Consider the following 26,431-nt stretch of genomic DNA (forward strand, 5'->3'; position numbering starts at 1 on the left):
GCTCAGGCGACGCGCACTCCGCGCCGCCAGACGGCCGACACCAGCGGCACGCCCGGCCGGTACGCCAGGTGCACATGGCTCGGCGCGTCGAGCAGGGCCAGGTCCGCGTACGCGCCCGGCGCCACGCGGCCGACGTCGTCGCGGCGCAGCGCCCGCGCGCCGCCCGCCGTCGCGGACCAGATCGCCTCGTCGGGCGTCATCCCCATGTCCCGTACGGCCAGGGCGATGCAGAACGGCACCGAGGACGTGAAGGACGAACCCGGGTTGCAGTCCGTGGACAGCGCCACGGTCGCTCCCGCGTCCAGGAGACGGCGGGCATCGGGCCACTCGGCGCGCGTGGAGAACTCGGCGCCGGGCAGCAGCGTGGCGACCGTCCCGCTGTGGGCCAGGGCGTCCACGTCCGCGTCCGTGAGGTGGGTGCAGTGGTCGGCGCTCGCCGCGTCGAGTTCGACGGCGAGCTGGACCCCGGGCCCGTGGCCGAGCTGGTTCGCGTGGACGCGGGGGTGCAGGCCGCGGGCCTTGCCGGCCGTGAGGATCGCGCGGGCCTGGTCGCCGTCGAAGGCGCCCTTCTCACAGAAGACGTCGACCCAGCGGGCGTGCGGGGCGCAGGCGTCCAGCATCTCGCCGGTGACGAGCGCGACGTAGCCGGCCGGGTCGTCCGCGTAGTCCGGCGACACGATGTGCGCGCCGAGGTAGGTGACCTCGTCGGTGTGCCGCGCCGCGATGCGCAGCGCCCTCTCCTCGTCGTCGGTGGTCAGCCCGTAGCCCGACTTCGTCTCGAACGTCGTCGTGCCCTGGCGCAGCGCCTCGGCGAGGTAGTGGGTGAGGTTCGCCTCCAGCTCCGCGTCCGTGGCGGCGCGGGTGGCGGCGACCGTCGTACGGATGCCTCCGGCGGAGTAACTGCGGCCCGACATGCGGGCGTTGAACTCCTGGGTGCGGTCGCCCGCGAACACCAGGTGGGAGTGCGAGTCGACGAAGCCGGGGATGACGGCGCGGCCCTCGGCGTCGTACGTGGAGTCGGCCGCGGGGGCCTTCGCCTGCGGCCCCACCCAGACGATCCGGTCGCCCTCGACGACCACCGCCGCGTTCTCGATGAGCCCGAGCGGGCTGTCGCCGTGGGCCGGGTCGTTGGTGACCAGGGAGCCGATGTTGGTGATGACGGTGGTGGTCATGGTTCCTCTCCGTGGGTGGGGAAACCTCGAACGCCGGAGGGCTGTGGTGTCAGCCCGTCCGGCGTTCGAGGACATTCGGGAGGAGGCGGGCTGAGGGAGGGGAGACAGCCTTACGCCCGCAGCGCCCCGATCGCCGCGGCCAGCGCCCCGGGGACGTCTTCGACCAGCTCGTGCCGGCCGTCACGGACGATGTGCCGGCCGCCCACGACCGTGTGCCGCACATCCGCGGCCGACGCCGCGAACACCGCGGTCTCCGCCCCGAGGCGCGGCACCGGGCCCGCCGTCCGTACGGAGTCCAGCGCGACCGTCGTGAGGTCGGCGAGGGCCCCGCGCGCGATCCGCCCGGCGTCGTTCCAGCCGAGCGCCGCGTGACCGTCGGCCGTGGCCGCGCGCAGCAGGGCCGCCGCCGTCCAGTGGCCCCGCGTCCGCGTGCGCAGGCGCTCGTTCAGCTCCATCGCCCGTGCCTCTTCGAAGAGGTCGATGACGGCGTGACTGTCCGAGCCCAGAGAGAGCGGTGAGCCCTCCTTCTGGAGGGCGACGGCGGGACCGATGCCGTCGGCCAGGTCGCGTTCCGTGGTGGGGCACATGCACGTGCCCGTCCCGGAACCGCCGAGCAGGGCGATGTCCTCGTCGGTGAGGTGCGTGTTGTGGACGCCCGTGGTGTTCGGGCCGAGCACGCCGTGGTCCGCGAGGAGCCGGGTCGGCGTGCGGCCGTGCGCGGCCAGGCACGCCTCGTTCTCCGCGGTCTGCTCGGAGAGGTGGACGTGCAGGGGCGCGCCGCGCGTCCCCGCCCACTCGGCGACCGTGCCGAGCTGGTCCGCGGGGACGGCCCGCACGGAGTGGATCGCCGCGCCGATGCGCGCGTGGTCGCGGTCCTTGAGGAGCGTGGCCCGCTCGGCCCACGCCTCGGTGGTGCCGTCGGAGAAGCGCCGCTGGTGGCGGTCCGGCTCCTTGCCGAAGCCCGACGAGACATACGCCGTGTCGAGGAGCGTGATGCGGATGCCGGCCTCGGCGGCCGCCGCGATCAGCGCCTCGCCCATCGCGTTGGGGTCGTCGTACGGGGTGCCGTCCGGCGCGTGGTGCAGGTAGTGGAACTCGCCGACGGTGGTGATCCCGGCGAGCGCCATCTCCGCGTACACCGCCCTGGCCAGCGCGTGATACGTGTCCGGGGTCAGCCGGTCCGCGACCGAGTACATGACCTCGCGCCACGTCCAGAACGTGCCCGAGCCCACCTGGACGGTGGAGCGCAGGGCGCGGTGGAAGGCGTGGCTGTGCGCGTTGGCCAGGCCGGGGACGGTCAGGCCGCGCAGAACGGTCGCGCCGGGGGGCGGGGTGTCGACGCCGGTGCGCACGTCCGCGATGCGGCCGTCCTGCGACACCTCGACGACCACGCCCGGCTCGACCTCCGGGTCGAGCCAGGCATGCTCAAGCCAGTACGTCACCTGCACGCCAAACCCTCCAGTACGTCGGCGAGTGCGCTGACCCCGGCGAGGCAGTCGTCCTCCGCGGCGTGTTCGGCCGGGGAGTGCGAGACGCCCGTGGGGTTGCGCACGAACAGCATGGCGGTCGGCACGGAGTCCGCGAGGATTCCGGCGTCGTGTCCCGCGCCGGTGCCGAGCACCGGGACGGTGAGCCGGTCGTCGGTGCCGAGGATGCGGCCGAGCTCGTCGCGCAGCGCGTGGTCGAACTCGACGACCGGCGTGAACGACTCGCGCACGGTCTCCAGGTCGATGCCGTGGGCGTCGGCGTACTCGCGGGCCGCCTTCTCGACGGCCGTGACGACCGTGTCGAGGGTCTGCTGGTCGGCGGCGCGGGAGTCGAGCCAGCCGCGGACCAGGGACGGGATGGCGTTGACGCCGTTCGGTTCGACGGAGATCTTGCCGAACGTGGCGACGGCGCCCGCGAGTTCCGCCTCGCGGCGGGCCGCGAGGACGGTCTGCGCGTACGACAGCATCGGGTCGCGGCGGTCCACGAGACGTGTGGTGCCCGCGTGGTTGGCCTCGCCGCGGAAGTCGAAGCGCCAGCGGCCGTGCGGCCAGATCGAACTCGCGATGCCCACGGCGTCGCCGGACAGGTCCAGGGCGCGCCCCTGTTCCACGTGCAGCTCGACGAAGGCGCCGATGCGCGCGAGGCGCTCGGGGTCGGGGCCGATCGCCTCCGGGTCGTAGCCCGCCCGCTCCATGGCCTGCGGGAGGCTGACGCCGTCGCCGTCCCGCAGCTGCGCCGCCTGCTCGGGGGTGAGCCGGCCCGCGGTGAGGCGGGAGCCGACGCAGGCCAGGCCGAACCGGGCCCCCTCCTCGTCACCGAAGTTGGTGAGGGCGAGGGGACGGGTGAACTCCACTCCCCTGTGGCGGAGTTCGTCGAGGGCGGCGAAGGACGACACGACCCCGAGGGGCCCGTCGAACGCGCCGCCGTCCGGTACGGAGTCCAGGTGGGAGCCCGTGACGACGGCGTCCCCCGCGGCGGGGTCGCCGAGCCAGGCCCACTGGTTGCCGTTGCGGTCGAGTTCGTAGGTCAGGCCGCGGGACTCGGCCTGGTCCTTGAACCAGGCCCGGCAGTCGGTGTCGGCGGCGGTCCAGGCGAAGCGGCGGTAGCCGCCGCTCTCGTCGCTGCGGCCGATGGGCGCGAGGTCGCGCCACATCTCGCCGAAGGAAGGACTGCTCACGCGTCGTCACCCTCGCGCATCGGCACCCGCACCCCGCGCTCGGCCGCGACGTCGGCCGCGTGCTCGTAGCCCGCGTCGACGTGGCGGATGACGCCCATGCCGGGGTCGTTGGTGAGGACGCGCTCGATCTTCTGCGCGGCCAGCTCGGTGCCGTCGGCGACGCAGACCTGGCCGGCGTGGATGGAGCGGCCCATGCCGACGCCGCCGCCGTGGTGGATGGAGACCCAGGAGGCGCCGGAGGCCGTGTTGACCAGGGCGTTGAGCAGCGGCCAGTCGGCGATGGCGTCGGAGCCGTCCTTCATCGCCTCGGTCTCGCGGTACGGGGAGGCGACCGAGCCGGAGTCGAGGTGGTCACGGCCGATGGCGATCGGGGCGGAGAGCTCGCCGGAGGCGACCATCTCGTTGAACTTCAGGCCGGCCAGGTGGCGTTCGCCGTAGCCGAGCCAGCAGATACGCGCCGGGAGCCCCTCGAAGGCGATCCGCTCGCCGGCCATGTCGATCCAGCGGTGCAGGTGCTTGTTCTCCGGGAACAGCTCCTTGATCGCCTTGTCCGTCTTGGCGATGTCCTCCGGGTCGCCGGACAGGGCGGCCCAGCGGAACGGGCCGAGGCCCTCCTCGAACAGCGGGCGGATGTGCGCCGGGACGAAGCCGGGGAAGTCGAAGGCGCGCTCGCAGCCGGCCTTGCGGGCCTCGTCGCGGATCGAGTTGCCGTAGTCGAAGACCTCGGCGCCCTTGTCGAGGAAGCCGAGCATGGCCTCGACGTGCAGGCGCATCGAGTGGCGCGCCTTGTCGGTGAAGCCGGCCGGGTCGGCCTCGCGCTCCTTGTCCCAGTCCTCGACCGAGATGCCGACGGGCAGATAGGCCAGCGGGTCGTGGGCGGAGGTCTGGTCGGTGACGATGTCGATCGGGGCCTCGCGGCGCAGCAGCTCCGGGAAGATCTCGGCGGCGTTGCCGACGACGCCGATGGACAGGCCGCGGCGCTCGTCGCGGGCCTGGACCGCGAGCTCCAGGGCGTGGTCCAGGTTGTCGGCCTTGACATCCAGGTAGCGGGTGCCGATGCGGCGGTCGATGCGGGTCTCGTCCACGTCGACGCAGATGGCGACGCCCTCGTTCATCGTCACGGCGAGGGGCTGGGCGCCGCCCATGCCGCCGACGCCGGCGGTGAGGGTGATGGTCCCGGCGAGGGTGCCGTCGAACTTCTTGCGGGCGACCGCGCCGAAGGTCTCGTACGTGCCCTGGACGATGCCCTGCGAGCCGATGTAGATCCACGAACCGGCGGTCATCTGGCCGTACATGGTCAGGCCCTCGGCCTCCAGCTTGCGGAACTCCTCCCAGTTGGCCCAGTCGCCCACCAGGTTGGAGTTGGCGAGCAGCACGCGCGGCGCCCACTCGCTGGTGCGCATGACGCCGACCGGCTTGCCCGACTGCACGAGGAGGGTCTCGTCCGACTTCAGCGTCTTGAGCGTACGCACGATCGCGTCGTACGCCTCCCAGGACCGGGCCGCCTTGCCGGTGCCCCCGTAGACGACCAGCTTGTCGGGGTACTCGGCGACCTCGGCGTCGAGGTTGTTCATGAGCATCCGGAGGGCGCCCTCCTGCTGCCATCCCAGGGTGTTCAGTTCCGTACCGCGCGGGGCTCGTACGGGGCGGGGTCCTGACATGGCTGCCTCCTAGACACTGTTGCCGTGGTTATTCACATCCTGGCGTTCTGAATAGAACTAGTCAATACATCTTCGCGGCCGGTTGCCGCGCGGGCGCGCCGGACAGGGGTGATCACCTGGTCGCAGAGATCGTCAGGGAGATCCGGCGACCACGCGCCGGAGGCGCTGCCGGGGGGATCCGAGAGGGCCTCGGGGCCCCTGGGGAAGCCCCGAGGGGGCACCGACAAGGCCCCGAGAAGGCCATACGCAGGGGCTTCGGCCGGGCAGGGCGGCGCCCCCGACTCCCGCGCCTATCTGGCCGGTTGGCGGATTTTAGTCGCTCCACGCATGTTCCACTGGAAAATGCCAGAACCCTCACCTGGCCTCCGTACGTTGCGTAGCGTCGTGCACACGGCCGAACGTCACGTACGGGAGGAGTCCGGTGTGCCCGGAATCGACGAGTGCCTGCTGGAAGCCATGCGGCTGCCCGGTGCGCGGGGTGCCTCCGTGGTCGACTGGACCAGCGGACTCGCCCTGGGCACCGTCGGGGACTCACCGAACGGGGATCACGAGGCGACCGCCGCGGAAGCCGCCGAGCTGGCCCGGATGACCGCCGAGCACCGCGCCTTCGCGCCCTCCGGCGGCGCCGACTGGTCCGCCGGCGAGCCCCCGGTCGAGGACGTCATCGTCACCAGCCGGGACGGCTATCACGTACTGCGCTTCGTACGGACCACGTTCGACAGCAGCGTCTTCCTCCATCTCTGGCTCGACCGGGAACAGGGCAACCTGGCGCTGTCCCGCATCCGGCTCGGCGAGATGGCGGACCGGCTGGTGCTCGGGTGACCACGACAGCGGCGGCCCGGGCCGAGGGCCGCACCACGACGTCGTCCGGGGTCTCCCCCATGCTGCGCCGCCTCGCCGAGGAGCGGGCCTCCGGCGCCCTGCTGCGCGACCGCGGCACGCTCTACCTCGCCGACGGGCAGGTCGTGCACGCCGAGAGCCCCGCGACGCCCGGCATCGACGTCCTGCTCACCACCGGCGGCGCCCTGCACCCCGACGGCTGGTGGGAGGCCGTCGACGCGGCCGGTGCCCGGCAGCGGGTCGGCCGGTACCTCGTGGAGAGCGGCCGGCTCACCGACGGCGCACTCGAACTGTGCCACCTGGGCGCCCTCTACGACGCCGCGTTCTTCGCCCTCGCGCCCAGCGGCTCCCCGGCCCGCTTCCGCTACGGCGCCGCCCACTGGTTCGGCACCGTCCACCCCGTCTCCGTCGCGTCCGTGGAGGCCGAGACGCTGCGCCGGCGCGAGCTGCTGCACGGCATCTGGCCCGACGCCGCCACCGACACGGCACCCCTCGAACGGGGCGGCGGCAACAGTCCCGCGGTCCCGCCGCGCCAGCGCGCCGTGCTCGCCCTGGTCGACGGGGCGCGCACCGCGGCCGACATCTCCCACGTCCTCGGCAGGCCCGCCTTCCACACCCTGGTGGATCTGCGCAGGCTCGCCGCCGCCGGCCTCGTACGGGCTGCGGTACCGCGTCCGCTGCCGCCCCCGGCCGCGCCCGCCTGGGCGGGCTCGGCGTCGGCCGACCCCGATGTCGCCCTGTTACGCCGCCTCAGAGACGCGCTGGAGGCCCTGTGAGACGCGCGCTCCGCCAGCGTGCCGAGAGGAGACAGCTGATGACGGCCGAGGCCGAAGTCCTCGAAGAACTGCACCGGTTGAGAGCCCGCGTGCCCCGCCTCACGGGTGCGCTCGCGGCAGGTGTCGACGGGCTCGTCCTCGCCCACGACACCCCCGGCGTGGAGGCCGAGGGCATCGCCGCGCTCACCGCCGCCGCGCTCGGTGTGGCCCTGCGCATGGCCGACGCGACGGGGCGCGGCGACCTCCGCGAACTCCTCGTGCGCGGCACCCACGGCTATGTGGCCACCTACGCGGCCGGTCCGTCCGCGGTCCTGACGCTGCTCGCGGACGACCAGGTCAGCGTCGGCCGCCTGCACCTGGAGGGCCGCCGCTGCGGGGCGCGTATCGGCGAACTCGTGGCGGACGTCCTGACACCCGTCGAACCGCCCGCGCCCGACCGGCGCCAGCCCCGGCCGTCAACCCGGCAACAGCGGCTGCCCACACGCCCCGTACCGCCCCAGTCAGCTTCCTGAACGAACCCACCACATACGCGATCCCCCGAAAGGACCGACCATGGCCAACACCGAAGCCGCCCTCAAGGACGCCGTCACCTCGATCGAAGGCGCCACGGCAGCCGCGCTCGTCGACTACACGAGCGGCATGGCGCTCGGCACCATCGGCAGCACCAAGGACTTCGACCTCGAAGTGGCCGCCGCCGGCAACACCGACGTCGTCCGGGCCAAGCTCCGCACCATGGAGCACCTCGGCCTCAAGGACGAGATCGAGGACATCCTGATCACGCTCGGCACCCAGTACCACCTGATCCGCCTGCTGTCGGGGCGCGCCGGCAACGGCCTCTTCCTCTATCTGGTCCTCGACAAGAGCCGCGCGAACCTGGCGATGGCACGTCACCAGCTGAAGAAGATCGAGTCCGATCTCGAGGTCTGAGCCTTCGGCCCGCACACCCGGTCAGGGGCGGCGCCGCGCCCCACCGGGTGCGGCGTCGCCCGCGCCCGTGCCCGTCGACCGGTAGCCCTTGACCCGGGCGCCCGCGGGAGCGCCCGCGCGCCCGTCGAGCCAGTCGACCCGTACCCACAGGAGCTGGTCCTCGCGGCGTTCCAGACGGCCGAGGCGGGTCGCCCGCAGCCACAGGCCGGCGCCCGTGCCGGCGACGAGGAGGCCGCCCGCGGCGGGCAGCGCGAAGGCGGAGCCGAGGGCGGCGAGGAAGGCGAGGAGCAGCCACCAGCGGTGGCCGCGGCGCCAGTTGCGCACCGTGACCGCGCGGTCCTGGAGCACGTCGTGCTTGCCCGCGCGCGACGCCGAGCGCGCCAGACCCTCGTAGCGCTTGCGCCGGACGCCCGCGACCGCGGCCGCCGAGAGCAGGAAGAGGGCCGCTCCCGCGAGCACGCCGATACGACGGCCGGTGAGTCCCGGCGGGAGCACTCCGACGCCCGCGGCGCACACCCCGAGCCACCACAGGGGCACGGCCCCGGCCCTCACGACCACCGCCACCCGGGCCAGACCCTGCCCACCGCGCGTCGCCACGTCCGCCACCTCCGCAACTCCGATGTCACATCGACCGGGCGGAGACTAACGAGGCAATCTGAGGGCTCCCTGAGAGCGGGCGTGAGGGGGCTCAGTCCTCCCAGTCCGAGCTGTCGCGCTGCTTGCGCGTCGCCCCGAAGCGCGGCATCCCCCGCACCGCGTGCAGCGCGTTCACCCCGACGATGCCCGTCCAGGCGATCAGCAGGCCGGGCAGATCGGCGTTGACGACGGCGATCGCGGACAGCGGGATGGCGAGGACCAGGGAGACGACGCCGAAGCCGAAGCGCTCGCCCCAGCTGTCGCTGTCGTCGCGCGGGGCGCGCGCGCCCCGGGCGACGACCATCTGCTGCTCCGCCAGCTGCCGCCGCACACGGCGGTCCACGGCACCGTCGAGGCGCTGCTCGACCTTGTCCAGGAACGAGTCGACGAGCGCGGACTCGTACTCTTCGCCGAGTTCCCTGCGTGCGTGCAGGGTGGCGTCGAGTTCCTTCTTGAGTTCGGCGTCACGGGCTTCCATACCGCCCCACGTTACGGACCCGGCGCCGCCGTGACAGTGGGGCTAACCCCCCTCTTGTCCCTGGGCCGGCCCCTACTCGGCCGCCACCGGCTCACGCAGCGTCCGCTCGGGGATGTGCGCCGTGTTGCGCCGGGCCACGGCCCAGTACAGGACGGCCGGCACCACGAGCCCCACGATCCAGGAGATGTCGGCGCCGCCGAGCGGCTCGACGAGCGGGCCCGTGTAGAAGGCCGTGGCGAGGAACGGGAGCTGGGCCAGGAGCCCGATCGCGTACACGGTGAGCGCGTCCCAGCGCCAGGCCCCGTAGCGCCCGTGCGGGTCGGAGAGGGCCGGGATGTCGTAGCGCTCCTTGGAGATCAGGTAGTAGTCGACCAGGTTGATCGCCGACCAGGGCGTGAAGAACGTCAGCAGGAAGAGCAGGAAGTCCTTGAAGGACGACAGGAAGCTGTCCTTGCCCACCAGCGCGACCGCCGTGCCCGCGATCATGATCAGCACGATGTACGCGGCCCGGGCGCGCTGCGAGAGGACCTTCTGGCCGCGGAATCCGCTGACGCTCGTCACCATCGACATGAAGCCGCCGTAGGTGTTGAGCACGTTGATGGTCAGCTTGCCGAGCGCGATCACGAAGTACAGGAACGAGGCGATGATCCCGGCGCCGCCGAGTCCGACCACGTAACTGACCTGGTTGTCGAGGAACTTCGCGCCCGCCGTCGCCGCGACGAGGACACCGAAGGTCATCGACCACTGCGAGCCGATCGCCGACCCCGACAGCGTCCACCAGAACGTGGACTTCGCCGACGTCGTGCGGGGCAGATAGCGCGAGTAGTCCGCGACGTACGGGCCGAAGGCGAGCTGCCAGGACGCGGAGAGCGAGATGGCGAGCAGGAACATCGGGGCGTCGAAATGCGCGTCGTGCAGCAGCGCGGACAGGTCGACCCGGTCCAGGAGCCGGATGCCGAGGTAGACGAAGGCGATCGCGCACACGATGCTGGCGACCCGGCCGAGCGCGTGGATGACGCGGTAGCCGACGGTCGCCATCACCCCGGTGACCAGGGCGAACACGACGATGCCCGTGGTGTCCCCGGTGTGCGTGAGCTCGCCGACGGCCTGCCCCGCGAGCACGCTGCCGCTGGCGAAGAACCCGACGTACATCAGGATCACCAGGAGCAGCGGGACGACCGCGCCGCGCACACCGAACTGGGCCCGGGACTGGATCATCTGCGGCAGGCCGAGCCTGGGGCCCTGCGCCGAGTGCAGCGCCATGACGGCGCCGCCCAGCAGGTTGCCGACGACGAGACCGACGAGCGACCAGACCACGTCGCCGCCGAAGACGACGGCGAGCGCGCCCGTCACGACGGCGGTGATCTGGAGGTTCGCGCCGAGCCACAGCGTGAACTGCGAGAACGCCGTGCCGTGGCGTTCCGCGTCGGGTACTACGTCGATGGAGCGCCGCTCCACGAGTGCTTCGGCCATGATCCGACTCTCCTTCAGCCCTTGCTGATCCCGTGCTGACGCGCGTACGCGTCGGCGACGTCCTGGGGATCCTTCTTGTCCTTGTCCACCTGCCGGTTGAGCTCGGTGAGCTGCTCCGTCGTCAGGACGTTGCCCAGGCGGGCGAGCGCCTTGCGGACCGTCGAGTCGGCCTTGCGGTCGGCGACGAGCGGCACGACGTGCTGGCCGGGGACGAGGTTCTTGGGGTCGGTGAGGACGACCCAGTGGTTGTCGACGATGTCCGTGTCGGTGGTGAAGAGGTTCGCCACGTCGACGTCGCCCTTCTTCAGGGCGCCCTTGACCAGCGGCCCCGACGAGTCGAGGGACTTGAACTCCTTGAACTCGATGCCGTACACGTCCTTCAGGCCGACCGCGCCGACCTGGCGCTTCTTCACCTCGGGGGCGGCGCCGATGACGAGCTTGCCGTTGTGCTCGGCCAGGTCGGCGAGCGAGGTCAGCTTGTACTTCCTGGCCGTCTCGCGGGTGACGACGAACGCGTCGGAGTCCTCCGCCAGGCCGTAGGGCAGGATCTGCAGGCCCTTGGGCAGGGCGACGGCGAGGGCGTTCTGCATCTCGCCCTCCTCGGTGGCCGTCGACTTCGGGTCGAGGTAGTGCAGGAGGGCTCCCTGGTACTCGGGGAGCAGATCGATGTCGCCGCCCTCCAGAGCGGGGATGAGGATCTCGCGGGTGCCGAGGTTGGGGCGGACCTTCGTCTTCACGCCGGCCCCTTCGAGGGCGGCCGCGTACAGGTAGCCGAGCACCTGGTTCTCGGTGAAGTTGGCGGTGCCGATGGTGACGCCGTTCTTGCTGGAGCCGCCGCCCCCGCCGCCCGAGCCCTGGCCGTCGAGAGAGGTGATGCCGCCGCTGCACGCGGCGAGCGCGGGGACGGAGGCTGCGGCGAACAGGCCCCCGATGACAGTCCTGCGGTTCATCTTGCGTGCTCCTAGGCCGACTTGGCGGGGCGGTGACGGAAGAGGGCGCGCTGCAGTGCGGAGAGCGCGAGGTCGAGTACGACGGCGACGACCGCCACGAGGACGGCACCGCCGAGCACCTGCACGAGGTCGCGCTGGGCGAGCCCGTCGAAGACGTAGCGGCCGAGGCCGCCGAAGGAGACGTACGCGGCGATGGTCGCCGTGGCGACGACCTGGATCAGGGCGAGCCGCAGACCGGTCATGATCAGGGGCATCGCGAGCGGCAGCTCGACCTGGAACAGGACCTGGTGGCCGCGCATGCCCTGGCCGCGCGCCGCGTCCTTGACCTCCGGGTCGACGGCGCTCATGCCGGCGTACGTGTTGGTGACGATCGACGGGACCGCGAGGGCCACGAGCGCGATGTAGACCGGCCACATGGACAGGCCGCTCGCCAGGAAGACGAGGACGACCAGGCCGACCGTCGGCAGCGCGCGGCCGAAGCTGGAGAGGTTGATCGCGAGGAACGCGCCGCGCCCGGTGTGGCCGATGAGCAGGCCGAGCGGCAGTGCGATGACGGCCGCGACGAGCGTGGCGAGCAGCGAGTACTGGAGGTGCTCGGCGAGGCGGTGCCCGATGCCGTCGGGGCCCGCCCACTGGTCGCCGTCGACCAGCCACGCGCCGAGGTTCTTGAAGAGCTCGTACATCTCAGGCACTCCTCCGGCGGCGGGTCCAGGGGGTCAGCACGTACTGCACGGCGACGAGGACCGCGTCCGCGGCGAGCGCGAGAAGCAGGGTCAGCACGACGCCGGCGATGACCGGGGTCGGGAAGTTGCGCTGGAACCCGTCGGTGAACAGCTGGCCGAGCCCGCCGTCGCCGATGTACGTCGCCACGGAGACCAGGGAGATCGCCATGACGGTCGCGATGCGCACCCCGGCCATGATCACCGGCAGGGCGAGCGGCAGTTCGACGGTGAGCAGGGTGCGCAGCGGGCGCGTCCCCATGGCCTTCGCGGCCTCCTTGGTCTTCGCCGGCACCGAGTCGAGTCCCTCGACGGTGTTCCGCAGGAGCACCACGAGCGTGTAGATCGTCAGGCCGATGACCGTGGTCGTGCGGGTGAGCCCGGAGACCGGGAGCAGCAGGACGAACACCGCGATCGACGGGATCGTGAACAGGACGTTCGAGAACCCGAGCAGGAAGCCGCGCAGCGGCTTGACGCGATGGGCGACGACGGCCAGCGGCAGCGAGATGACCAGGCCCAGCGCGACGGCGGAGAGCGCCGCCTGGAGGTGCGAGAGCGTGAGCGCGGTGAGGTCGGAGGTGTGCTCCGACATCCAGGACCAGTCGATGGTCATGAGGCCACGTCCGTGTCCTCGCGGACGGCGGCGTCACCGCTGTCGCCGGCGTCCGCGGGGGTGTCCACACGGGTGCCGGCGGCTATGTGGGCGAGGCCCGCGCGGTCGTGGATCTCGTCGCGGGAGGTGACGCCCGTCAGGACCCCGTCCGCGTCGACCCGGGCCACGAGGCCGCCGGGCGCCGCGATCGACTCGTTCAGCGCCGACAGGAGCGAGTCCGAGTCCCGCAGCGGGCGCACCGGCACCTCGGCGGAGGTGCCCTCGTCGCGCCACAGCAGCGGCTTGCGGGCGGCGTCGAGGACCAGTTCCCAGCCGGTTCCCTCGGGGGCGGGCCCCTGGCCGACGTCCGCGAGGGTGGTCAGGGACAGCAGCTTCAGGCCGCGCTCGGCGCCCAGGAAGTCGGCGACGAAGTCGTCCGCGGGACGGGCGAGCAGCTCGGCGGGCGGCGCGCACTGCACGAGGTGACCGCCCGTACGGAAGACGGCTATCCGGTCACCGAGCCGCACGGCCTCGTCGATGTCGTGCGTGACGAAGACGATGGTCTTGCTCAACTCCTGCTGGAGACGCCGGAGTTCGTCCTGGAGCTGAGTACGCACGACGGGGTCGACCGCACCGAACGGCTCGTCCATGAGCAGCACCGGCGGGTCGGCGGCGAGCGCGCGGGCCACGCCGACGCGCTGCTGCTGACCGCCGGAGAGCTGGTGCGGGTAGCGCTTGCCGGCCTCGGCGGTGAGGCCGACGGTCTCCAGGAGTTCGGCCGCCCTCGCCCGCGCCTTGCGCCGGCCCCAGCCGAGCAGGAGCGGCACGGTCGCGATGTTGTCGAGGACGGTGCGGTGCGGGAAGAGGCCCGACTGCTGGATGACGTACCCGATGGAGCGGCGCAGCTCGGCGGCGTCCTGCTCAAGGACGTCGCGGCCGCCGACGCGGATGGTGCCGGAGGTCGGGTCGACCATCCGGTTGATCATCCGCAGACTGGTCGTCTTGCCGCAACCGGAAGACCCGACGAAGACGGTCACGCCCCCTTCCGGCATGTCGAGCGTCAGGTCGTGCACTGCCGTCGTGCCGTTCGGGAAGCGTTTGTGGACCGTATCGAACTGGATCATGTGGAGTCCCCTTGCCCGGGCTGCATATCGTCATGCAGAGTTCTCTGTATCTGAATAAATTGTCAATGCCCCGGCGCACATCGCCAGGTAAATCGCTGGTTAACGCAGCCGAGGAACGAGACAAGACGTCCGGTTGAGGAGGGTTTGGCGCATCATGTCGTCTCACATTGCGGACACCGCAAGTAAGCCCCGAATGACGGCCCCCCAGCGTCCCACGCCCGTCGTCGTGCTCGACGGCCACGGGCTCCCCGTGGCCGACGTCGTCCGCCTGGCCGACTCCGCCGCCAGGCCCGTCCCCGGCACCGACGCCATGAAGCGCGTCGAGGAGTCCTGGAACGCCGCCCGCGAGATCGCCGCCTGGGGCCGCGTCTACGGCCGCTCCACCGGCGTCGGCGCGAACCGGAACGAGGACGTGCCCACCGAGGCCGCCGCCGACCACGGCCTGCGCCTGCTGCGCAGCCACGCCGGCGCCATCGGCGAAGAGCTCCCCGCACGCCAGGTCCGCGCCATGCTCGCCGTCCGCGCCAACCAGCTCCTCGCCGGCGGCGCGGGGCTGCGCCCCACCGTCGTCACGGCCCTGTGCGAAGCCCTGGAGACCGGCGCCTACCCGGCGGTCAACGAATTCGGCTCCGTCGGCACCGGCGACATCGCCGCCCTCGCCCAGATGGGCCTCGCCCTCGCCGGCGAACACCCCTGGCGCGGCGACGGCGCCCCCGAGGCCCAGCCCCTCGACAACAACGACGCCCTCGCCCTCATCAGCAGCAACGCCCTCACCCTCGGCCAGTCCGCCCTCGCCCTCCACGAGCTGCGCGACCTGATCTGCGCCACCCAGCTCGTCGCGGCACTCTCCCTGCTGGCCGTCGACGGCTCCTACGAGGCGTACGCCCTGCCCGTCCACGAGGCCCGCCACCACCGCGGCTCGTACGACGTCGCCGCACGCATGCGCGCCCTCCTCGGTGCCCCCGAACGCCCCACCCCGCCCCTCGGCCGCATCCAGGACCCCTACGGCTTCCGCTGCCTCCCCCAGATACACGGCCCCGCCCAGGACGCCGCCGACGCCCTCGAAGCCGTACTCGGCGTCGAGATCAACGCCGCCGCCGAGAACCCGCTCATCTCCCCCCAGGACATGGCCGCCTACCACCACGGCGGCTTCTACATGGCCCAACTCGCCCTGGCGCTCGACCACTTCAGGCTCGCCATCACCCAGGTCGCCCGGCTCTCCACCTCGCGCCTGTCCACCCTCAACGAACCCGCCTACACCCGCCTGCGCCCCTTCCTCGCCGACGGCGAGGCCGCCTCGTCGGGCGTGATGATCCTCGAATACGCGGCCGGAGCGGCCCTCGGCGACCTGCGCGCCTTCGCCGCCCCCGCGTCGCTCGGCCACGCGGTCCTCTCCCGCGGCGTCGAGGAACAGGCCAGCTTCGCGTCCCTCGCCGCCCGCCAGACCCTGCGCGTCTGTGACGCCTACCGTCTCGTCGTGGGCTGCGAACTCGTCGCCGCGGTCAGGGCGTTGCGCCAGCGCGACATGCACCCCGACCCCGAACTCCCGGTCGGCCGCGCCTTCGCCCTCGCGGATTCGATCCTCGACCCCGACGCCACCGACCGCCCCCTGACGGAAGATGTCACCCGGGCCGCGGCAGGCCTCCTGGACAGCTTCACCCGCATCGCCGACGGAACAGACGCACCGGCAACAGCCACCGCGACAGCCGGCTCAGACCGCCCTGGGGGGACGGAATGAACGACAGCCCAGCCGCACGACTGCAACAGCTCTTCGAGGTACACCGCCTGACACCCACTCAGCGCCGCATCGCGCACTGCATGGTGCGCCGCGCCGCCGACGTCCCGTTCCTCTCCTCCGTGGAACTCGCCGAACTCGCCGGAGTCAGCCAGCCCTCCGTCACCCGCTTCGCCGTCGCACTCGGCTTCGACGGCTACCCCGCCCTGCGCAAACACCTGCGCGAGGTCGCCCCCGCCGAACCCGCCACGCCCGCCTCGGCCAACGAGTACCAGCAGGCCGTCGAGGCCGAGATCGAGAACCTCCGCCACCTCGCGCAGCTCCTCTCCGACCCCGCCCCCATCGCACGCGCGGGCCGCCTCCTCGCCGCCTCCCGCCCGCTCCTCGTCCTCGGGCTGCGCGCCGCCGCCTCCCAGGCCTACGGCTTCTCGTACTTCGCCGCGAAGGTCCACCCCGACGTACGGCTCCTCGACGAAGGCGGCACGATGCTCGCCGACCGCGTGGACGCCGCCGTGCGCGCCGGAGCCACCGCCCTGCTCTGCTTCGCGCTGCCCCGCCACCCCAAGGAAGTCGTCGACGCGCTCACCTACGCCAAGTCGGCCGGCCTCACCGTGGTCACCGTCGCCGACTCGGCCTTCGCCCCCGTCGCCAAGCACTCGGACCTGCTCCTGCCCGCCGCGGTCGGCGAGGGCCTCGCCTTCGACACGGCGTGCTCACCGATGCTGCTCGGCCGCGTGCTCCTGGAAGCGATGTGCGACAACCTGCCCGACGCTCAGGCCCGCCTGGAGGAATTCGACGTACGCGCCGCGGAGCGGGGCCTGTTCGTCGAATAGAGGAGTGTGGCGCGGGGACCGCCGCACCCCCGTGAACGGGGGGCGGGACGACGGCGGTCCCCGCGAAGGACACGGAACCGGGTCAGGACCGGGTCACCGCGTCCGCAGGCGTCCGTGGAGGTCCGGGAGCCGCTCCGGAGGTCCTTGACGCCGCTACGGTGCCGGCCTGAGCGGGGAGCCGCTCCCACCCCTGCCGACACCCACCAATGTGCCGGACCCGTGTTAAGCGGGTGCTGCGCGCACGTGTCGCGCTCGTACCGATTGCACGAACCCGCTCCGCGTCACTTCCCGCCGCTCTTCGCGAGGAAGGCCAGCAGGTCCTGGCGGCTCACCACACCCTTGGGCTTGCCCTCCACCAGGACGATCGCCGCGTCGGCGGAGCCGAGCACCGACATCAGGTCCGCCACCGGCTCACCCGAGCCGACCTGCGGCAGCGGGTCCGACATGTGCTTCTCCAGCGGGTCGCCGAGCGAGGCGCGCTGCGTGAACAGGGCGTCGAGCAGCTCCCGTTCGACGACGGAGCCGATCACCTCGGCCGCCATCACGTCCGGGTGTCCGGCTCCCGGCTTCACGATGGGCATCTGCGAGACGCCGTACTCGCGCAGCACCTCGATGGCCTCGCCGACGGTCTCCTCCGGGTGCATGTGGACGAGCGACGGCAGCGCCCCGCCCTCCTTGTCCTGGAGCACGTCGCCCACGCGCGCGCTCGTGCCCTCGTCGGCGAGGAAGCCGTAGTCGGCCATCCACTCATCGTTGAAGATCTTGCTGAGGTAGCCGCGGCCGCTGTCCGGGAGAAGGACCACCACCACGTCGTCCGGGCCGAGGCGTTCGGCCACGCGGAGGGCCGCCACCACCGCCATGCCGCAGGAGCCGCCGACGAGGAGGCCCTCCTCCTTGGCGAGGCGGCGGGTCATCTGGAAGGAGTCCTTGTCGGAGACCGCGACGATCTCGTCCGCGACCGTGCGGTCGTACGCCGTCGGCCAGAAGTCCTCGCCCACGCCCTCCACGAGGTACGGGCGCCCGGAGCCTCCGGAGTACACCGAGCCCTCCGGGTCGGCGCCGACGACCTGGACGCGGCCCTCGCTCACGTCCTTCAGATAGCGGCCGGTCCCGGAGATCGTGCCGCCCGTCCCGACGCCCGCCACGAAGTGCGTGATCCGGCCCTCCGTCTGCTCCCACAGCTCGGGGCCGGTGGAGTGATAGTGCGAGAGGGGGTTGTTGGGGTTGGAGTACTGGTCCGGCTTCCAGGCGCCGGGCGTCTCACGCACCAGCCGGTCGGAGACGTTGTAGTACGAGTCCGGGTGCTCCGGGTCCACGGCCGTCGGGCAGACGACGACCTCCGCGCCGTACGCCCGCAGCACGTTGATCTTGTCCGTGGAGACCTTGTCGGGGCACACGAAGATGCACTTGTACCCCTTCTGCTGCGCCACGATGGCCAGGCCGACGCCCGTGTTGCCGCTGGTCGGCTCCACGATCGTGCCGCCGGGCCGGAGGGCGCCGCTCTCCTCCGCCGCCTCGATCATGCGCAGGGCGATGCGGTCCTTCACCGAACCGCCGGGGTTGAAGTACTCGACCTTGGCCAGGACGGTCGCCTGGATGCCTTCGGTCACGCTGTTGAGCCTGACGAGCGGGGTGTTGCCGACGAGGCTGATCATCGAGTCGTGGAATTGCACCGTTGTCTCCGGGCTGCGATGGATCTGTGAGGGATCCGCGATGTGATGTGCGGTCAGGGTAAGCCGAGTGCCGCCGCTTCATCGCCTGTTGCGATTGGCCGACGGTGCTTACGGGGCAATGACTGGATGTACGGCTGAAACGGACTACGCAGAGGCAGGTGGCTGCGACGTATGTCGAGGGCGAGGGTGGCACGGCGGATCGCCGCGGGCGCGGCGTACGGCGGCGGCGGGATCGGTCTGGTCGGCGCGGCCGCGGTCGGTCTGCTGATCGCGGAGGTCCAGCTGGCGAAGCGGCAGGTGGGCAACCACGGCAGGGGGGTGCAGGTCCCGTCCGCGAACGGTCTGTACGGGAGGGTGTTCGCCGAGCGTCAGGGCACCGAGGTGGCGGAGACCGAGCCGCTGCGGTTCGCGATGCTGGGGGACTCGACGGCGGCGGGGCAGGGCGTGCACCGGGCCCGGCAGACGCCGGCCGCGCTGCTCGCGTCGGGGCTCGCGGCGGTGGCCGAGCGGCCCGTGGAGATGCGCAACGTGGCGCTGCCGGGGGCCATGTCCGACGACCTGGACCGCCAGGTCGCGGTGATCCTCTCGGATCCGGACTGGGTGCCGGACGTGTGTGTCGTGATGATCGGCGCGAACGACGTGACGCACCGGATGCCGGCGACCCGCTCGGTGCGTCATCTGTCGGCGGCGGTGCGCAGGCTGCGAACGGCGGGTGCGGAGGTGGTCGTGGGGACGTGCCCGGATCTGGGCACGATCGAGCCGGTGAACCAGCCGCTGCGGTATCTGGCGCGGCGGGCCTCGCGGCAGCTGGCGGCGGCGCAGACGATCGGCACGGTGGAGCAGGGCGGGCGCACGGTGTCGCTGGGCGACCTCCTCGGTCCTGAGTTCCAGGCCAACCCGCGGGAGCTGTTCGGGCCCGACAACTACCACCCGTCGGCCGAGGGGTACGCGACGGCGGCGATGGCGGTGCTGCCGACGCTGTGCGCGGCGCTGGGCCTGTGGCCGGAGGAGGAGCGCCCGGATGTGTCGCGGCGCGAGGGCTTCCTGCCGGTGGCCAGGGCTGCGGCCCAGGCGGCGGAGGAGGGCGGTACGGAGGTCACGGCGGCGATGCCCACGGGTCCGAGGGGACCTTGGGCGTTGCTGAAGCGCCGCAGGCGTCGGCGCGTGACGACCCAGGATCCGGCGCCGCTCAACCTGTGACCCGTCCGGGGGCGGGGTCCGGGGCGCAGCGCCCGCGTCCCGGACCCCGCTCCCGGACCGGAGAGCCGCTACCCGGACAAGGCCCTGAGCAAGCGCTTAGAAAAATGCGGCGGGCATCACACGCGCACACCGGTGACCTGGACTGTACGTACAGGTAACTTCCCTCACGGTCCTGCCTTTAGCTCGTAGGCGAATAGCTCGTACGTAGACCCTCTTGGAGCCGTGATGCCCGAAGCCGTGATCGTCTCGACCGCCCGCTCCCCCATCGGCCGCGCCTTCAAGGGGTCCCTCAAGGACCTGCGCCCGGACGACCTGACCGCCACGATCGTCCAGGCCGCCCTGGCCAAGGTCCCCGAGCTCGACCCGCGGGACATCGACGACCTGATGCTCGGCTGCGGTCTGCCCGGCGGCGAGCAGGGCAACAACCTGGGCCGCATCGTGGCCGTGCAGATGGGCATGGACCACCTGCCGGGATGTACGGTCACCCGCTACTGCTCCTCGTCGCTGCAGACCAGCCGCATGGCGCTGCACGCCATCAAGGCCGGCGAGGGCGACGTCTTCATCTCGGCCGGCGTCGAGATGGTGTCGCGCTTCGTGAAGGGCAACTCGGACTCGCTGCCGGACACGCACAACCCGCTGTTCGCCGACGCGGAGGCCCGTACGGCCGCCGTCGCCGAGTCCGAGGGCGCGTCCTGGCACGACCCGCGCGAGGACGGCCTCGTCCCGGACGCGTACATCGCGATGGGCCAGACCGCCGAGAACCTGGCGCGCACGAAGGGCGTCACGCGCGCGGACATGGACGCCTTCGGTGTGCGTTCGCAGAACCTGGCCGAGCAGGCCATCAAGAACGGCTTCTGGGAGCGGGAGATCACCCCGGTCACCACCCCCGACGGCACGGTCGTCTCGCAGGACGACGGCCCGCGCGCGGGTGTCACCCTGGAGGGCGTCTCGGGCCTGAAGCCGGTCTTCCGCCCCGACGGCCTGGTCACGGCCGCGAACTGCTGCCCGCTCAACGACGGCGCCGCGGCCCTCGTGATCATGTCCGACACGAAGGCCCGCGAGCTCGGCCTGACGCCGCTCGCCCGCATCGTCTCCACCGGCGTCTCGGGCCTGTCCCCCGAGATCATGGGCCTCGGCCCGGTCGAGGCGTCGAAGCAGGCGCTGAAGCGCGCCGGTCTCGGCATCGGCGACATCGACCTGGTCGAGATCAACGAGGCGTTCGCCGCGCAGGTCATCCCCTCCGCTCGCGACCTCGGCATCGACGAGGACAAGCTGAACATCAACGGTGGCGCGATCGCCGTGGGTCACCCCTTCGGCATGACGGGCGCCCGCATCACCGGCACCCTGATCAACAGCCTCCAGTTCCACGACAAGCAGTTCGGTCTGGAGACCATGTGCGTCGGCGGCGGCCAGGGCATGGCGATGGTCATCGAGCGCCTCAGCTGAGCCGACGGCCCCAGGGGCCGGGTTGCTCCTCTGCTGAATCGTGATCCAATCTCCCCCAGGATGTGACGTATCTCCTGGGGGAGACGGTTTTTGCAGGTCAGCAGGGTTCCCAGGGCATAACCCCCCTAAACGCCCGGCCAAATACCTGTCCATTTCGTGACGTAATGCACTGACAGCGGGATGGTCCAGGCTTCAAGCTGATGTAGGAAGTCGGGGGTCGACTTGAAACCGGGAGTACGTCAGTGAGCGCCATGCCTCTTGCTTTGCTCATCGCCACGGCCGCCGCCACGGCCGTGGGCGCCGCTGCCCTGCACACCGTCCACGGACTGCGCAGGCAGATCACCGAACTGCGGGACGAGCTCGCCCATGACCGCGCCGTCGGCGCCGGTCGTGGCGTGCCCGCCGCGCGCACCACGCCCGACACGGAGGAGATACGCGCGGCCGTCGCCGACGCACTCGCGGAGGAGCGGGAGCGCGAGCTCGCCGAGGCGCGTGCCTTCTGGGCCGCGCAGGAGGCCCGGGACGCCTCCGACGCGCCGTCCGTGCTCGGTGGCGCGCTGGGCCTCGGTGACGATCTGTTCATGCCGCGCCAGGCCGATTTCGCGGGCCTGGAGCCGGGTCTCGCGGCGGGCCTCGAGCCCGTGGTGGAGCCGGCCGACGCGGGCGCCGACGAGTTCTCGGGGGAGTCCGCGGAGCTCGCGGCCGCGCGTCGCCGTCACCCCTCGCACCCCGACTTCGTGCCGGTGCAGTCGCCCGTCTCGGGCGGAAGCAGCGACCACGAGCGGACGGTGACGTGTCTGGAGGAGCTGGCCGACGCCCGCACCGCCCTGGCCGATGTGCGCCCGGGCCCGCTGGGCACGCTCGACGTGTACGTCTTCGTGGACGGCACCACGCTCTGCATGACCCCCGGCCACCGCGAGACCGCGGAGCAGCTGGCAGCGGCGCTGCGTGAGGGAGAGTCCCCGGTGCTGCTGGGCGGCTCGGGTGTCTCGGGCGCGTACGCGCTCACGTTCGCCTGCGGCCACAAGAACGTCTACATCCTGGCCGACCGGGTCATAGCCTCCGTCTGAGCGTCCCCGCTCGGCTTCCGTCCCCACACATCGAAGAACGCGCCGGGTCGGCTCACACCCCGGCGCGTTTTTGTGCCTCCTCGACGAGCGTGAGCGCCTCGCCCAGTTGGCCGGGGTTCTCAAGGACGACGGACAGGTCGTGTGCGGCGACGGTGATCTGGTCGGCCCCGGCGAACATCCCGGCGTCCGGCATCTCCCGTACGGGTCCCTCGGGGTCCTCCAGGCGCTGGGCCCATGCGGACAGTTCCCTGGCGAGGGTGAGCGCCTCCGCGGCGGCCCCCCGCTGGAGCCGGCTCTGCGGCGCGGCGCGCAGCCGGTCGGCGAATCGGTCCACTGCGTCCGTCAACGGCGTCGTATCGAGCATGCCGCGACCCTATGCGCCTTCCCTCGACTGTTGCCAACAACCGAACGCTCAGGCACGGTGGCCTGAAGGACCGGCTACATCGCAATGCGTCCGGAGGCGCCGATGTCCCAAGTGTTCTCGCAGGAGACCCACCAGAATCTGTTGGCCCGCATCCCCCACTGCACCGGTCGTGAGATCTCCGACTGGCTGCGCACCGTCGAGGAAGGCCCCTGCTTCCTCCGCTTCGAAGACAAGGTCAGCTGGCTGCGCGGGGAGCACGACCTCGCGTACGGCCACGCCAAGGCCATCATCCACGAGTACGACCTGCGGCGGGCCGCCCGCCGCCTGGGCTGAGCGTTCCACCCCCGACCCACCCGTCCCCACGACAGCCGCACCCATGAGAAAGGGCCCGCGCACCGAGGTGCGCGGGCCCTTTCAGCTCAATGCCGGGTGATCAGTCGTTGCCCTGCAGGATCGCGATGAGGCGCAGGAACTCGAGGTAGATCCACACGAGCGTCATCGTGAGGCCGAAGGCGGCGAGCCAGGCCTCCTCGCGCGGGGCGCCGTAGGCGATGCCGTCCTCGACCTGCTTGAAGTCGAGGGCCAGGAAGCACGCGCCGAGCAGCACGCCGATGATGCCGAAGAGGATGCCGAGGCCGCCGCTGCGGAAGCCGAGGCCGTCACCGCCACCGAAGACGGCGAACAGCAGGTTCACCGCCATGAGCAGGATGAAGCCCATGGCCGCGGCCATCACGAAGCCGTAGAAGCGACGGTTGACGCGGATCCAGCCGGCCTTGTACGCGACGAGGACGGCGACGAAGACCGCCATCGTGCCGAGCACGGCCTGCATGGCCGCACCGCTCGCGATGTAGTTGTCGACGATGCTCGACAGGACACCGAGGAAGACGCCCTCGAGCGCCGCGTACGCCAGGATGAGCGGCGGCGACGCCTTGCGCTTGAACGACTGGACGAACCCCAGCACCATCGCGACGAGGCCCGCGCCGATCGCGATGCCGTACGACTTGTTGATGTTCGCGGTGTCGACCGGCAGCAGCGCCCAGGCGAGCGCGGCCGTCAGGACGAGGACACCGAGGGTGGTGGCGGTGCGCATGACGACGTCGTCCATCGTCATGCGGCCGGTGGTGGCCGGGGCCTGCGGCGGAGCGCCGTACTGCAGGTCCTGCTGGGCGTAGGGGTTCTGCGCGTACGGGTTGTTGCCGGCGTAGGGGTTGCCCTGTGTGCCGACCGCGGGTCCCCCGGCCTGCGGCTGCGCGTTGAAGCCCGCGTAGCCGTTGTCGCGGCTGAACCCCCGTCGCGAGAAGACCGGGTTACTGCTCCTCATCTCACTCCTCCATAGCCACCCTGCGCGGCCTTGGCTCAAGGGTAATAGGCAGGCAAAGACCCCAGCCTAGTGCTCAGGGAGGATCTTTCCCATCCTGTTACCCGCAACGTCCGGGGCATGCCCGGTGTTCCTCCGAACGAGGGGCACCAGGGAGATGGCGACGGCGCCGAGGACCGCGGCCACGGCGAAGGTGGTGAAGCCGAGGCCCGCGTTGCCCCCGGCGACGACCGCCCCGCCCAGCCACGGGCCGACGACGGCTCCGGTGCGGCCCACGCCGGTGATCCAGCCGAGGCCGGTGGCGCGCTGGGCGGGCGTGTACACGGACGGGGCGGCCGCATAGACCATGACCTGGGCGGAGAACAGCCAGACGCCGGTGACGAAGACCAGGGCGTACGCGACGCCGAGCGGCAGGTGGGCGCGGAGCAGGAAGGCACCGCAGGCGGTCAGCACGAACCAGAGCGCGGAGACCTTGACCGCGCCGAACCGGTCGGCGGCACGGCCCGCGACCAGCATGCCGACGATGCCGCCCGCGTTGATCACCATGAGGAAGGTGACGGACGAGGAGAGCGAGTAGCCGGAGGCGCGCATCAGCTCGGGCAGCCAGGTGGAGACGCCGTAGACGAGGAGCAGGCCGGCGAAGGAGGCGACCCACAGGAACGGGGTCGCGGCCCGGGTGCCGGGCGAGAAGAGCGAGGCGACGGCGGCGAAGCGGCCCTTGGCGCCGGCGGCGGGAGCCTCGGCGCGGGTCGGCTCGGGCAGCCCGTAGCGGGCGGCGACGGCGCGCGCGTCGGCGGTACGCCCCTTGGCGAACAGGACGGCCGGGGATTCGGGCAGCCACTTCAGGACGAGGGGGACGGCGATGACGGCCGGGACGACGCCCGTCCAGAAGACGGCGCGCCAGCCGTGGTCGGGGCCGAGCGCGAGGCCGAGGCCCGTCGCGGCCATGCCGCCCGCGTGGTACGAGGTCATCATCAGGCCGGTGGCGAGGGCGGCCCTGCGGGGCGGGGCGAACTCGGCGACGATCGCGAGCCCGATCGGCATCAGGCCGCCGAGGCCGAGCCCGGCGAGGAAGCGGCCCCCGCCGAAGACGGCGGCGCTCGGGGCGAGCGCGCACACGGCGGAGCCGGCGGAGAAGAGGGCGACGGAGCCGGTGACCATGGGCTTGCGGCCGAGCCAGTCGGTGAGGGTGCCGCAGCCGAGTGCGCCGATCAGCATGCCGAACGTGGTCCAGGAGCCGATCGTGCCGGCCGTGGACGGGGTGAAGCCGAAGCCCTTGTCGTCGAGGAGGTGCGGCATGACGGCGCCGTAGATGTTGACGTCCATGCCGTCGAAGAAGACGACGAGCCAGCACAGGGCGATGACGGGGGCGACGGCCCTGAAGGTGCGGGGCGGGGAGGGTATGGGGGTGCCGTGGGAGCTGTCGGGGGACATGAGCACTCACTTCGTCGTGGGTACGCGGGGACGGGTGTGCGGCGGTTCGTGGACGGGCTCGGTCGATGACTCAGTCGAGGGGGAAGCCCGTGTAGCCCTCGGCGAGGTCGGTCTCGGCGGCGCGCGAGGCCGTGATCCGGTCGAGGCGGGCGCGCTGGATGCGGTCGTCGAAGGGCGTCGCGTCGGGGTCACGGTGCAGCATCGTCGTCATCGCGTACGAGAACCGCTCGGCCTGCCAGACGCGGCGCAGGCAGGTCTTCGAATAGTCGTCGAGGAGTTCGGTGGAGCCGGTCCTGTGGCGGTGGGTCAGGGCGCGGGCGAAGGTGACGACGTCGCCGACGGCGAGGTTGAGGCCCTTGGCGCCGGTCGGCGGGACGATGTGGGCGGCGTCCCCGGCGAGGAAGAGCCGTCCGTGGCGCATCGGCTCGTGGACGTAACTCCTCATCGGCGTGACGGACTTGGAGGTGATGGGGCCGCGCTCCAGCTTCCGGCCGTCGGCGGTCTCCAGGCGCCGGTCGAGTTCGTCCCAGATCTCCTCGTCGCTCCAGTCCTCGGCCTTCGTGCCCTCGGGGACCTGGAGGTAGGCGCGGGTCACGAAGGATTCGAGGGGGAGCGGAGCGACGTCCCCGGAAGGGCTGTGGCGGGAGACGGGCGGGCGCATGGACAGGAGGGCGAAGCCGCGGTCGTGTCGGGCGTAGACCAACTCGTCGTGGGACGGGGCGACATCGGCGAGGATGCCGAGCCAGCCGAAGGGGTACGTGCGCTCGAAGACCTGGGAGACGTCGGCGGGTACGGCCTTGCGGCCCACGCCCCACGAGCCGTCGCAGGCGACGACGTAGTCGCAGTCGAGGACGTCCTCGCGGCCCTCGTGGCAGAAGCGGACGCGCGGGCTCTCGGTCTCGGCGCCCTCGACGGCCAGCGCCTCCGCCTCGAAGAGCAGTGGGCCTCCCTCGGCGAGCTGGAGGGCGATGAGGTCCTTGCACACCTCGGTCTGGGCGTAGACCATGACCGACCTGCCGCCCGTCAGGGCGGGGAAGTCCACCCGGTGGCGGCGCCCGTCGAAGCGCAGCTCGATGCCGTCGTGCGGGAGGCCCTCGCGGTCCATGCGCTCCGCCACGCCCGCCTCGCGCAGGACGTCGACGGTGCCCTGCTCCAGGATCCCGGCGCGCTGGCGCTGTTCGACGTACGCGCGGTCGCGGCTCTCCAGGACGACGGAGTCGATTCCGGCGTTGTGCAGGAGCCGGGCGAGGAGCAGTCCGGCGGGGCCCGCTCCGATGATGCCGACGGTGGTGCGCATGGGTACCTTCTTTTTTCGTTCAGCCTTGTTCGCGTGGTGAACTTTCGT

At 71.9% G+C, this 26,431-nt stretch carries 26 protein-coding genes; 10 read left to right on the plus strand and 16 right to left on the minus strand.

Annotation, left to right across the window (positions count from 1 at the left end; all coding sequences use genetic code 11):
* Nucleotides 1–2 precede the first annotated feature (2 nt).
* From hutI to hutU, 4 genes are all read right to left on the minus strand, one after another.
* Complete coding sequence (hutI, locus tag ACFC96_RS06380; RefSeq protein WP_376610607.1) at nt 3–1,172, minus strand: imidazolonepropionase; 1,170 nt, start codon at nt 1,170–1,172, stop codon at nt 3–5.
* A 110-nt stretch (nt 1,173–1,282) separates the two neighbouring features.
* Complete coding sequence (locus ACFC96_RS06385; protein WP_376610609.1) at nt 1,283–2,620, minus strand: formimidoylglutamate deiminase; 1,338 nt, start codon at nt 2,618–2,620, stop codon at nt 1,283–1,285.
* A complete protein-coding gene (locus ACFC96_RS06390) occupies nt 2,611–3,813 on the minus strand; it encodes an allantoate amidohydrolase (protein ID WP_376262572.1) in 1,203 nt (400 codons plus the stop codon). The genes ACFC96_RS06385 and ACFC96_RS06390 overlap by 10 nt, the downstream gene beginning before the upstream one ends.
* A gap of 20 nt (nt 3,814–3,833) precedes the next feature.
* Nucleotides 3,834–5,498, minus strand: coding sequence for a urocanate hydratase (hutU, locus tag ACFC96_RS06395; RefSeq protein WP_376262413.1), 1,665 nt, complete (start codon nt 5,496–5,498; stop codon nt 3,834–3,836).
* Nucleotides 5,499–5,921: 423 nt separating this feature from the next.
* On the opposite strand from hutU, the gene ACFC96_RS06400 reads away from it, so the two are divergent.
* Genes ACFC96_RS06400 through ACFC96_RS06415 form a run of 4 tightly spaced genes read left to right on the plus strand, consistent with a single transcriptional unit; the run spans nt 5,922 to nt 8,041 of the window.
* Entirely contained in the window at nt 5,922–6,320 is a 399-nt protein-coding gene (locus tag ACFC96_RS06400) for a hypothetical protein (RefSeq protein WP_376262410.1), read from the plus strand.
* 59 nt (nt 6,321–6,379) lie between these two features.
* Nucleotides 6,380–7,114 (plus strand): transcriptional regulator, encoded by a 735-nt coding sequence (locus tag ACFC96_RS06405; RefSeq protein WP_376610950.1) that lies wholly within the window; start codon nt 6,380–6,382, stop codon nt 7,112–7,114.
* A 38-nt stretch (nt 7,115–7,152) separates the two neighbouring features.
* Nucleotides 7,153–7,626, plus strand: a complete 474-nt coding sequence (locus ACFC96_RS06410; RefSeq protein WP_227295143.1) for a roadblock/LC7 domain-containing protein — start codon at nt 7,153–7,155, stop codon at nt 7,624–7,626.
* A 40-nt stretch (nt 7,627–7,666) separates the two neighbouring features.
* Nucleotides 7,667–8,041: a hypothetical protein gene (locus tag ACFC96_RS06415; RefSeq protein WP_376262407.1), complete on the plus strand. Its 375-nt coding sequence runs from the start codon at nt 7,667–7,669 to the stop codon at nt 8,039–8,041.
* A 21-nt stretch (nt 8,042–8,062) separates the two neighbouring features.
* Here the strand turns inward: ACFC96_RS06415 and ACFC96_RS06420 are convergent, their stop codons facing one another.
* The 7 genes from ACFC96_RS06420 to ACFC96_RS06450 form a co-directional block, all read right to left on the minus strand.
* Nucleotides 8,063–8,638 (minus strand): hypothetical protein, encoded by a 576-nt coding sequence (locus tag ACFC96_RS06420; RefSeq protein WP_376262404.1) that lies wholly within the window; start codon nt 8,636–8,638, stop codon nt 8,063–8,065.
* A gap of 91 nt (nt 8,639–8,729) precedes the next feature.
* Nucleotides 8,730–9,155, minus strand: a complete 426-nt coding sequence (locus ACFC96_RS06425) for a hypothetical protein (RefSeq protein ID WP_376610611.1) — start codon at nt 9,153–9,155, stop codon at nt 8,730–8,732.
* A gap of 72 nt (nt 9,156–9,227) precedes the next feature.
* On the minus strand, nt 9,228–10,628 hold the full coding sequence (locus ACFC96_RS06430; RefSeq protein ID WP_376262401.1) for a purine-cytosine permease family protein: 1,401 nt from the start codon (nt 10,626–10,628) through the stop codon (nt 9,228–9,230).
* Between the two features lie 14 nt (nt 10,629–10,642).
* Entirely contained in the window at nt 10,643–11,578 is a 936-nt protein-coding gene (locus tag ACFC96_RS06435; protein WP_376610612.1) for an ABC transporter substrate-binding protein, read from the minus strand.
* Nucleotides 11,579–11,589: 11 nt separating this feature from the next.
* A complete protein-coding gene (locus ACFC96_RS06440) occupies nt 11,590–12,261 on the minus strand; it encodes an ABC transporter permease (RefSeq protein WP_376262396.1) in 672 nt (223 codons plus the stop codon).
* Nucleotide 12,262: 1 nt separating this feature from the next.
* Nucleotides 12,263–12,910 carry an ABC transporter permease gene (locus ACFC96_RS06445; protein WP_376262393.1) on the minus strand — a complete coding sequence of 216 codons (648 nt, stop codon included), beginning with the start codon at nt 12,908–12,910 and terminating at the stop codon, nt 12,263–12,265.
* Nucleotides 12,907–14,013: an ABC transporter ATP-binding protein gene (locus ACFC96_RS06450; protein WP_376610614.1), complete on the minus strand. Its 1,107-nt coding sequence runs from the start codon at nt 14,011–14,013 to the stop codon at nt 12,907–12,909. Before ACFC96_RS06450 ends, ACFC96_RS06445 begins: the two co-directional genes overlap by 4 nt.
* Before the next feature lie 154 nt (nt 14,014–14,167).
* On the opposite strand from ACFC96_RS06450, the gene ACFC96_RS06455 reads away from it, so the two are divergent.
* Both ACFC96_RS06455 and ACFC96_RS06460 read left to right on the plus strand, forming a co-directional pair.
* Nucleotides 14,168–15,751, plus strand: coding sequence for an aromatic amino acid ammonia-lyase (locus ACFC96_RS06455; protein WP_376262387.1), 1,584 nt, complete (start codon nt 14,168–14,170; stop codon nt 15,749–15,751).
* Nucleotides 15,748–16,581, plus strand: coding sequence for a MurR/RpiR family transcriptional regulator (locus tag ACFC96_RS06460; protein WP_376262384.1), 834 nt, complete (start codon nt 15,748–15,750; stop codon nt 16,579–16,581). The genes ACFC96_RS06455 and ACFC96_RS06460 overlap by 4 nt, the downstream gene beginning before the upstream one ends.
* Nucleotides 16,582–16,862: 281 nt before the next feature.
* Here ACFC96_RS06460 and ACFC96_RS06465 read toward each other — a convergent pair whose 3' ends face one another.
* Complete coding sequence (locus tag ACFC96_RS06465; protein WP_376262381.1) at nt 16,863–18,254, minus strand: cystathionine beta-synthase; 1,392 nt, start codon at nt 18,252–18,254, stop codon at nt 16,863–16,865.
* A 171-nt stretch (nt 18,255–18,425) separates the two neighbouring features.
* On the opposite strand from ACFC96_RS06465, the gene ACFC96_RS06470 reads away from it, so the two are divergent.
* The 3 genes from ACFC96_RS06470 (at nt 18,426) to ACFC96_RS06480 (ending at nt 21,970) form a co-directional block, all read left to right on the plus strand.
* Complete coding sequence (locus tag ACFC96_RS06470) at nt 18,426–19,454, plus strand: SGNH/GDSL hydrolase family protein (protein ID WP_376262378.1); 1,029 nt, start codon at nt 18,426–18,428, stop codon at nt 19,452–19,454.
* Between the two features lie 225 nt (nt 19,455–19,679).
* Nucleotides 19,680–20,900, plus strand: a complete 1,221-nt coding sequence (locus tag ACFC96_RS06475; protein WP_376262376.1) for an acetyl-CoA C-acetyltransferase — start codon at nt 19,680–19,682, stop codon at nt 20,898–20,900.
* A gap of 251 nt (nt 20,901–21,151) precedes the next feature.
* Complete coding sequence (locus ACFC96_RS06480; protein WP_376262373.1) at nt 21,152–21,970, plus strand: hypothetical protein; 819 nt, start codon at nt 21,152–21,154, stop codon at nt 21,968–21,970.
* 52 nt (nt 21,971–22,022) lie between these two features.
* Here the strand turns inward: ACFC96_RS06480 and ACFC96_RS06485 are convergent, their stop codons facing one another.
* Entirely contained in the window at nt 22,023–22,334 is a 312-nt protein-coding gene (locus ACFC96_RS06485) for a hypothetical protein (RefSeq protein WP_376610616.1), read from the minus strand.
* Nucleotides 22,335–22,436: 102 nt separating this feature from the next.
* Between ACFC96_RS06485 and ACFC96_RS06490 the strand changes: the two genes are divergently transcribed.
* Nucleotides 22,437–22,667: a DUF4287 domain-containing protein gene (locus ACFC96_RS06490; protein ID WP_199842040.1), complete on the plus strand. Its 231-nt coding sequence runs from the start codon at nt 22,437–22,439 to the stop codon at nt 22,665–22,667.
* 100 nt (nt 22,668–22,767) lie between these two features.
* Here ACFC96_RS06490 and ACFC96_RS06495 read toward each other — a convergent pair whose 3' ends face one another.
* From ACFC96_RS06495 to ACFC96_RS06505, 3 genes are all read right to left on the minus strand, one after another.
* The gene (locus ACFC96_RS06495) at nt 22,768–23,655 is read right to left on the minus strand and encodes a Bax inhibitor-1/YccA family protein (RefSeq protein ID WP_376262367.1); all 888 of its coding nucleotides are present in this window, start codon (nt 23,653–23,655) and stop codon (nt 22,768–22,770) included.
* A 66-nt stretch (nt 23,656–23,721) separates the two neighbouring features.
* Nucleotides 23,722–25,086, minus strand: coding sequence for an MFS transporter (locus ACFC96_RS06500; protein WP_376610617.1), 1,365 nt, complete (start codon nt 25,084–25,086; stop codon nt 23,722–23,724).
* A gap of 70 nt (nt 25,087–25,156) precedes the next feature.
* Nucleotides 25,157–26,383: a 4-hydroxybenzoate 3-monooxygenase gene (locus tag ACFC96_RS06505; RefSeq protein ID WP_376262361.1), complete on the minus strand. Its 1,227-nt coding sequence runs from the start codon at nt 26,381–26,383 to the stop codon at nt 25,157–25,159.
* Between the last annotated feature and the right edge of the window lie 48 nt (nt 26,384–26,431).

This window comes from Streptomyces sp. NPDC055955 (assembly GCF_042270245.1).
GTDB lineage: Bacteria > Actinomycetota > Actinomycetes > Streptomycetales > Streptomycetaceae > Streptomyces.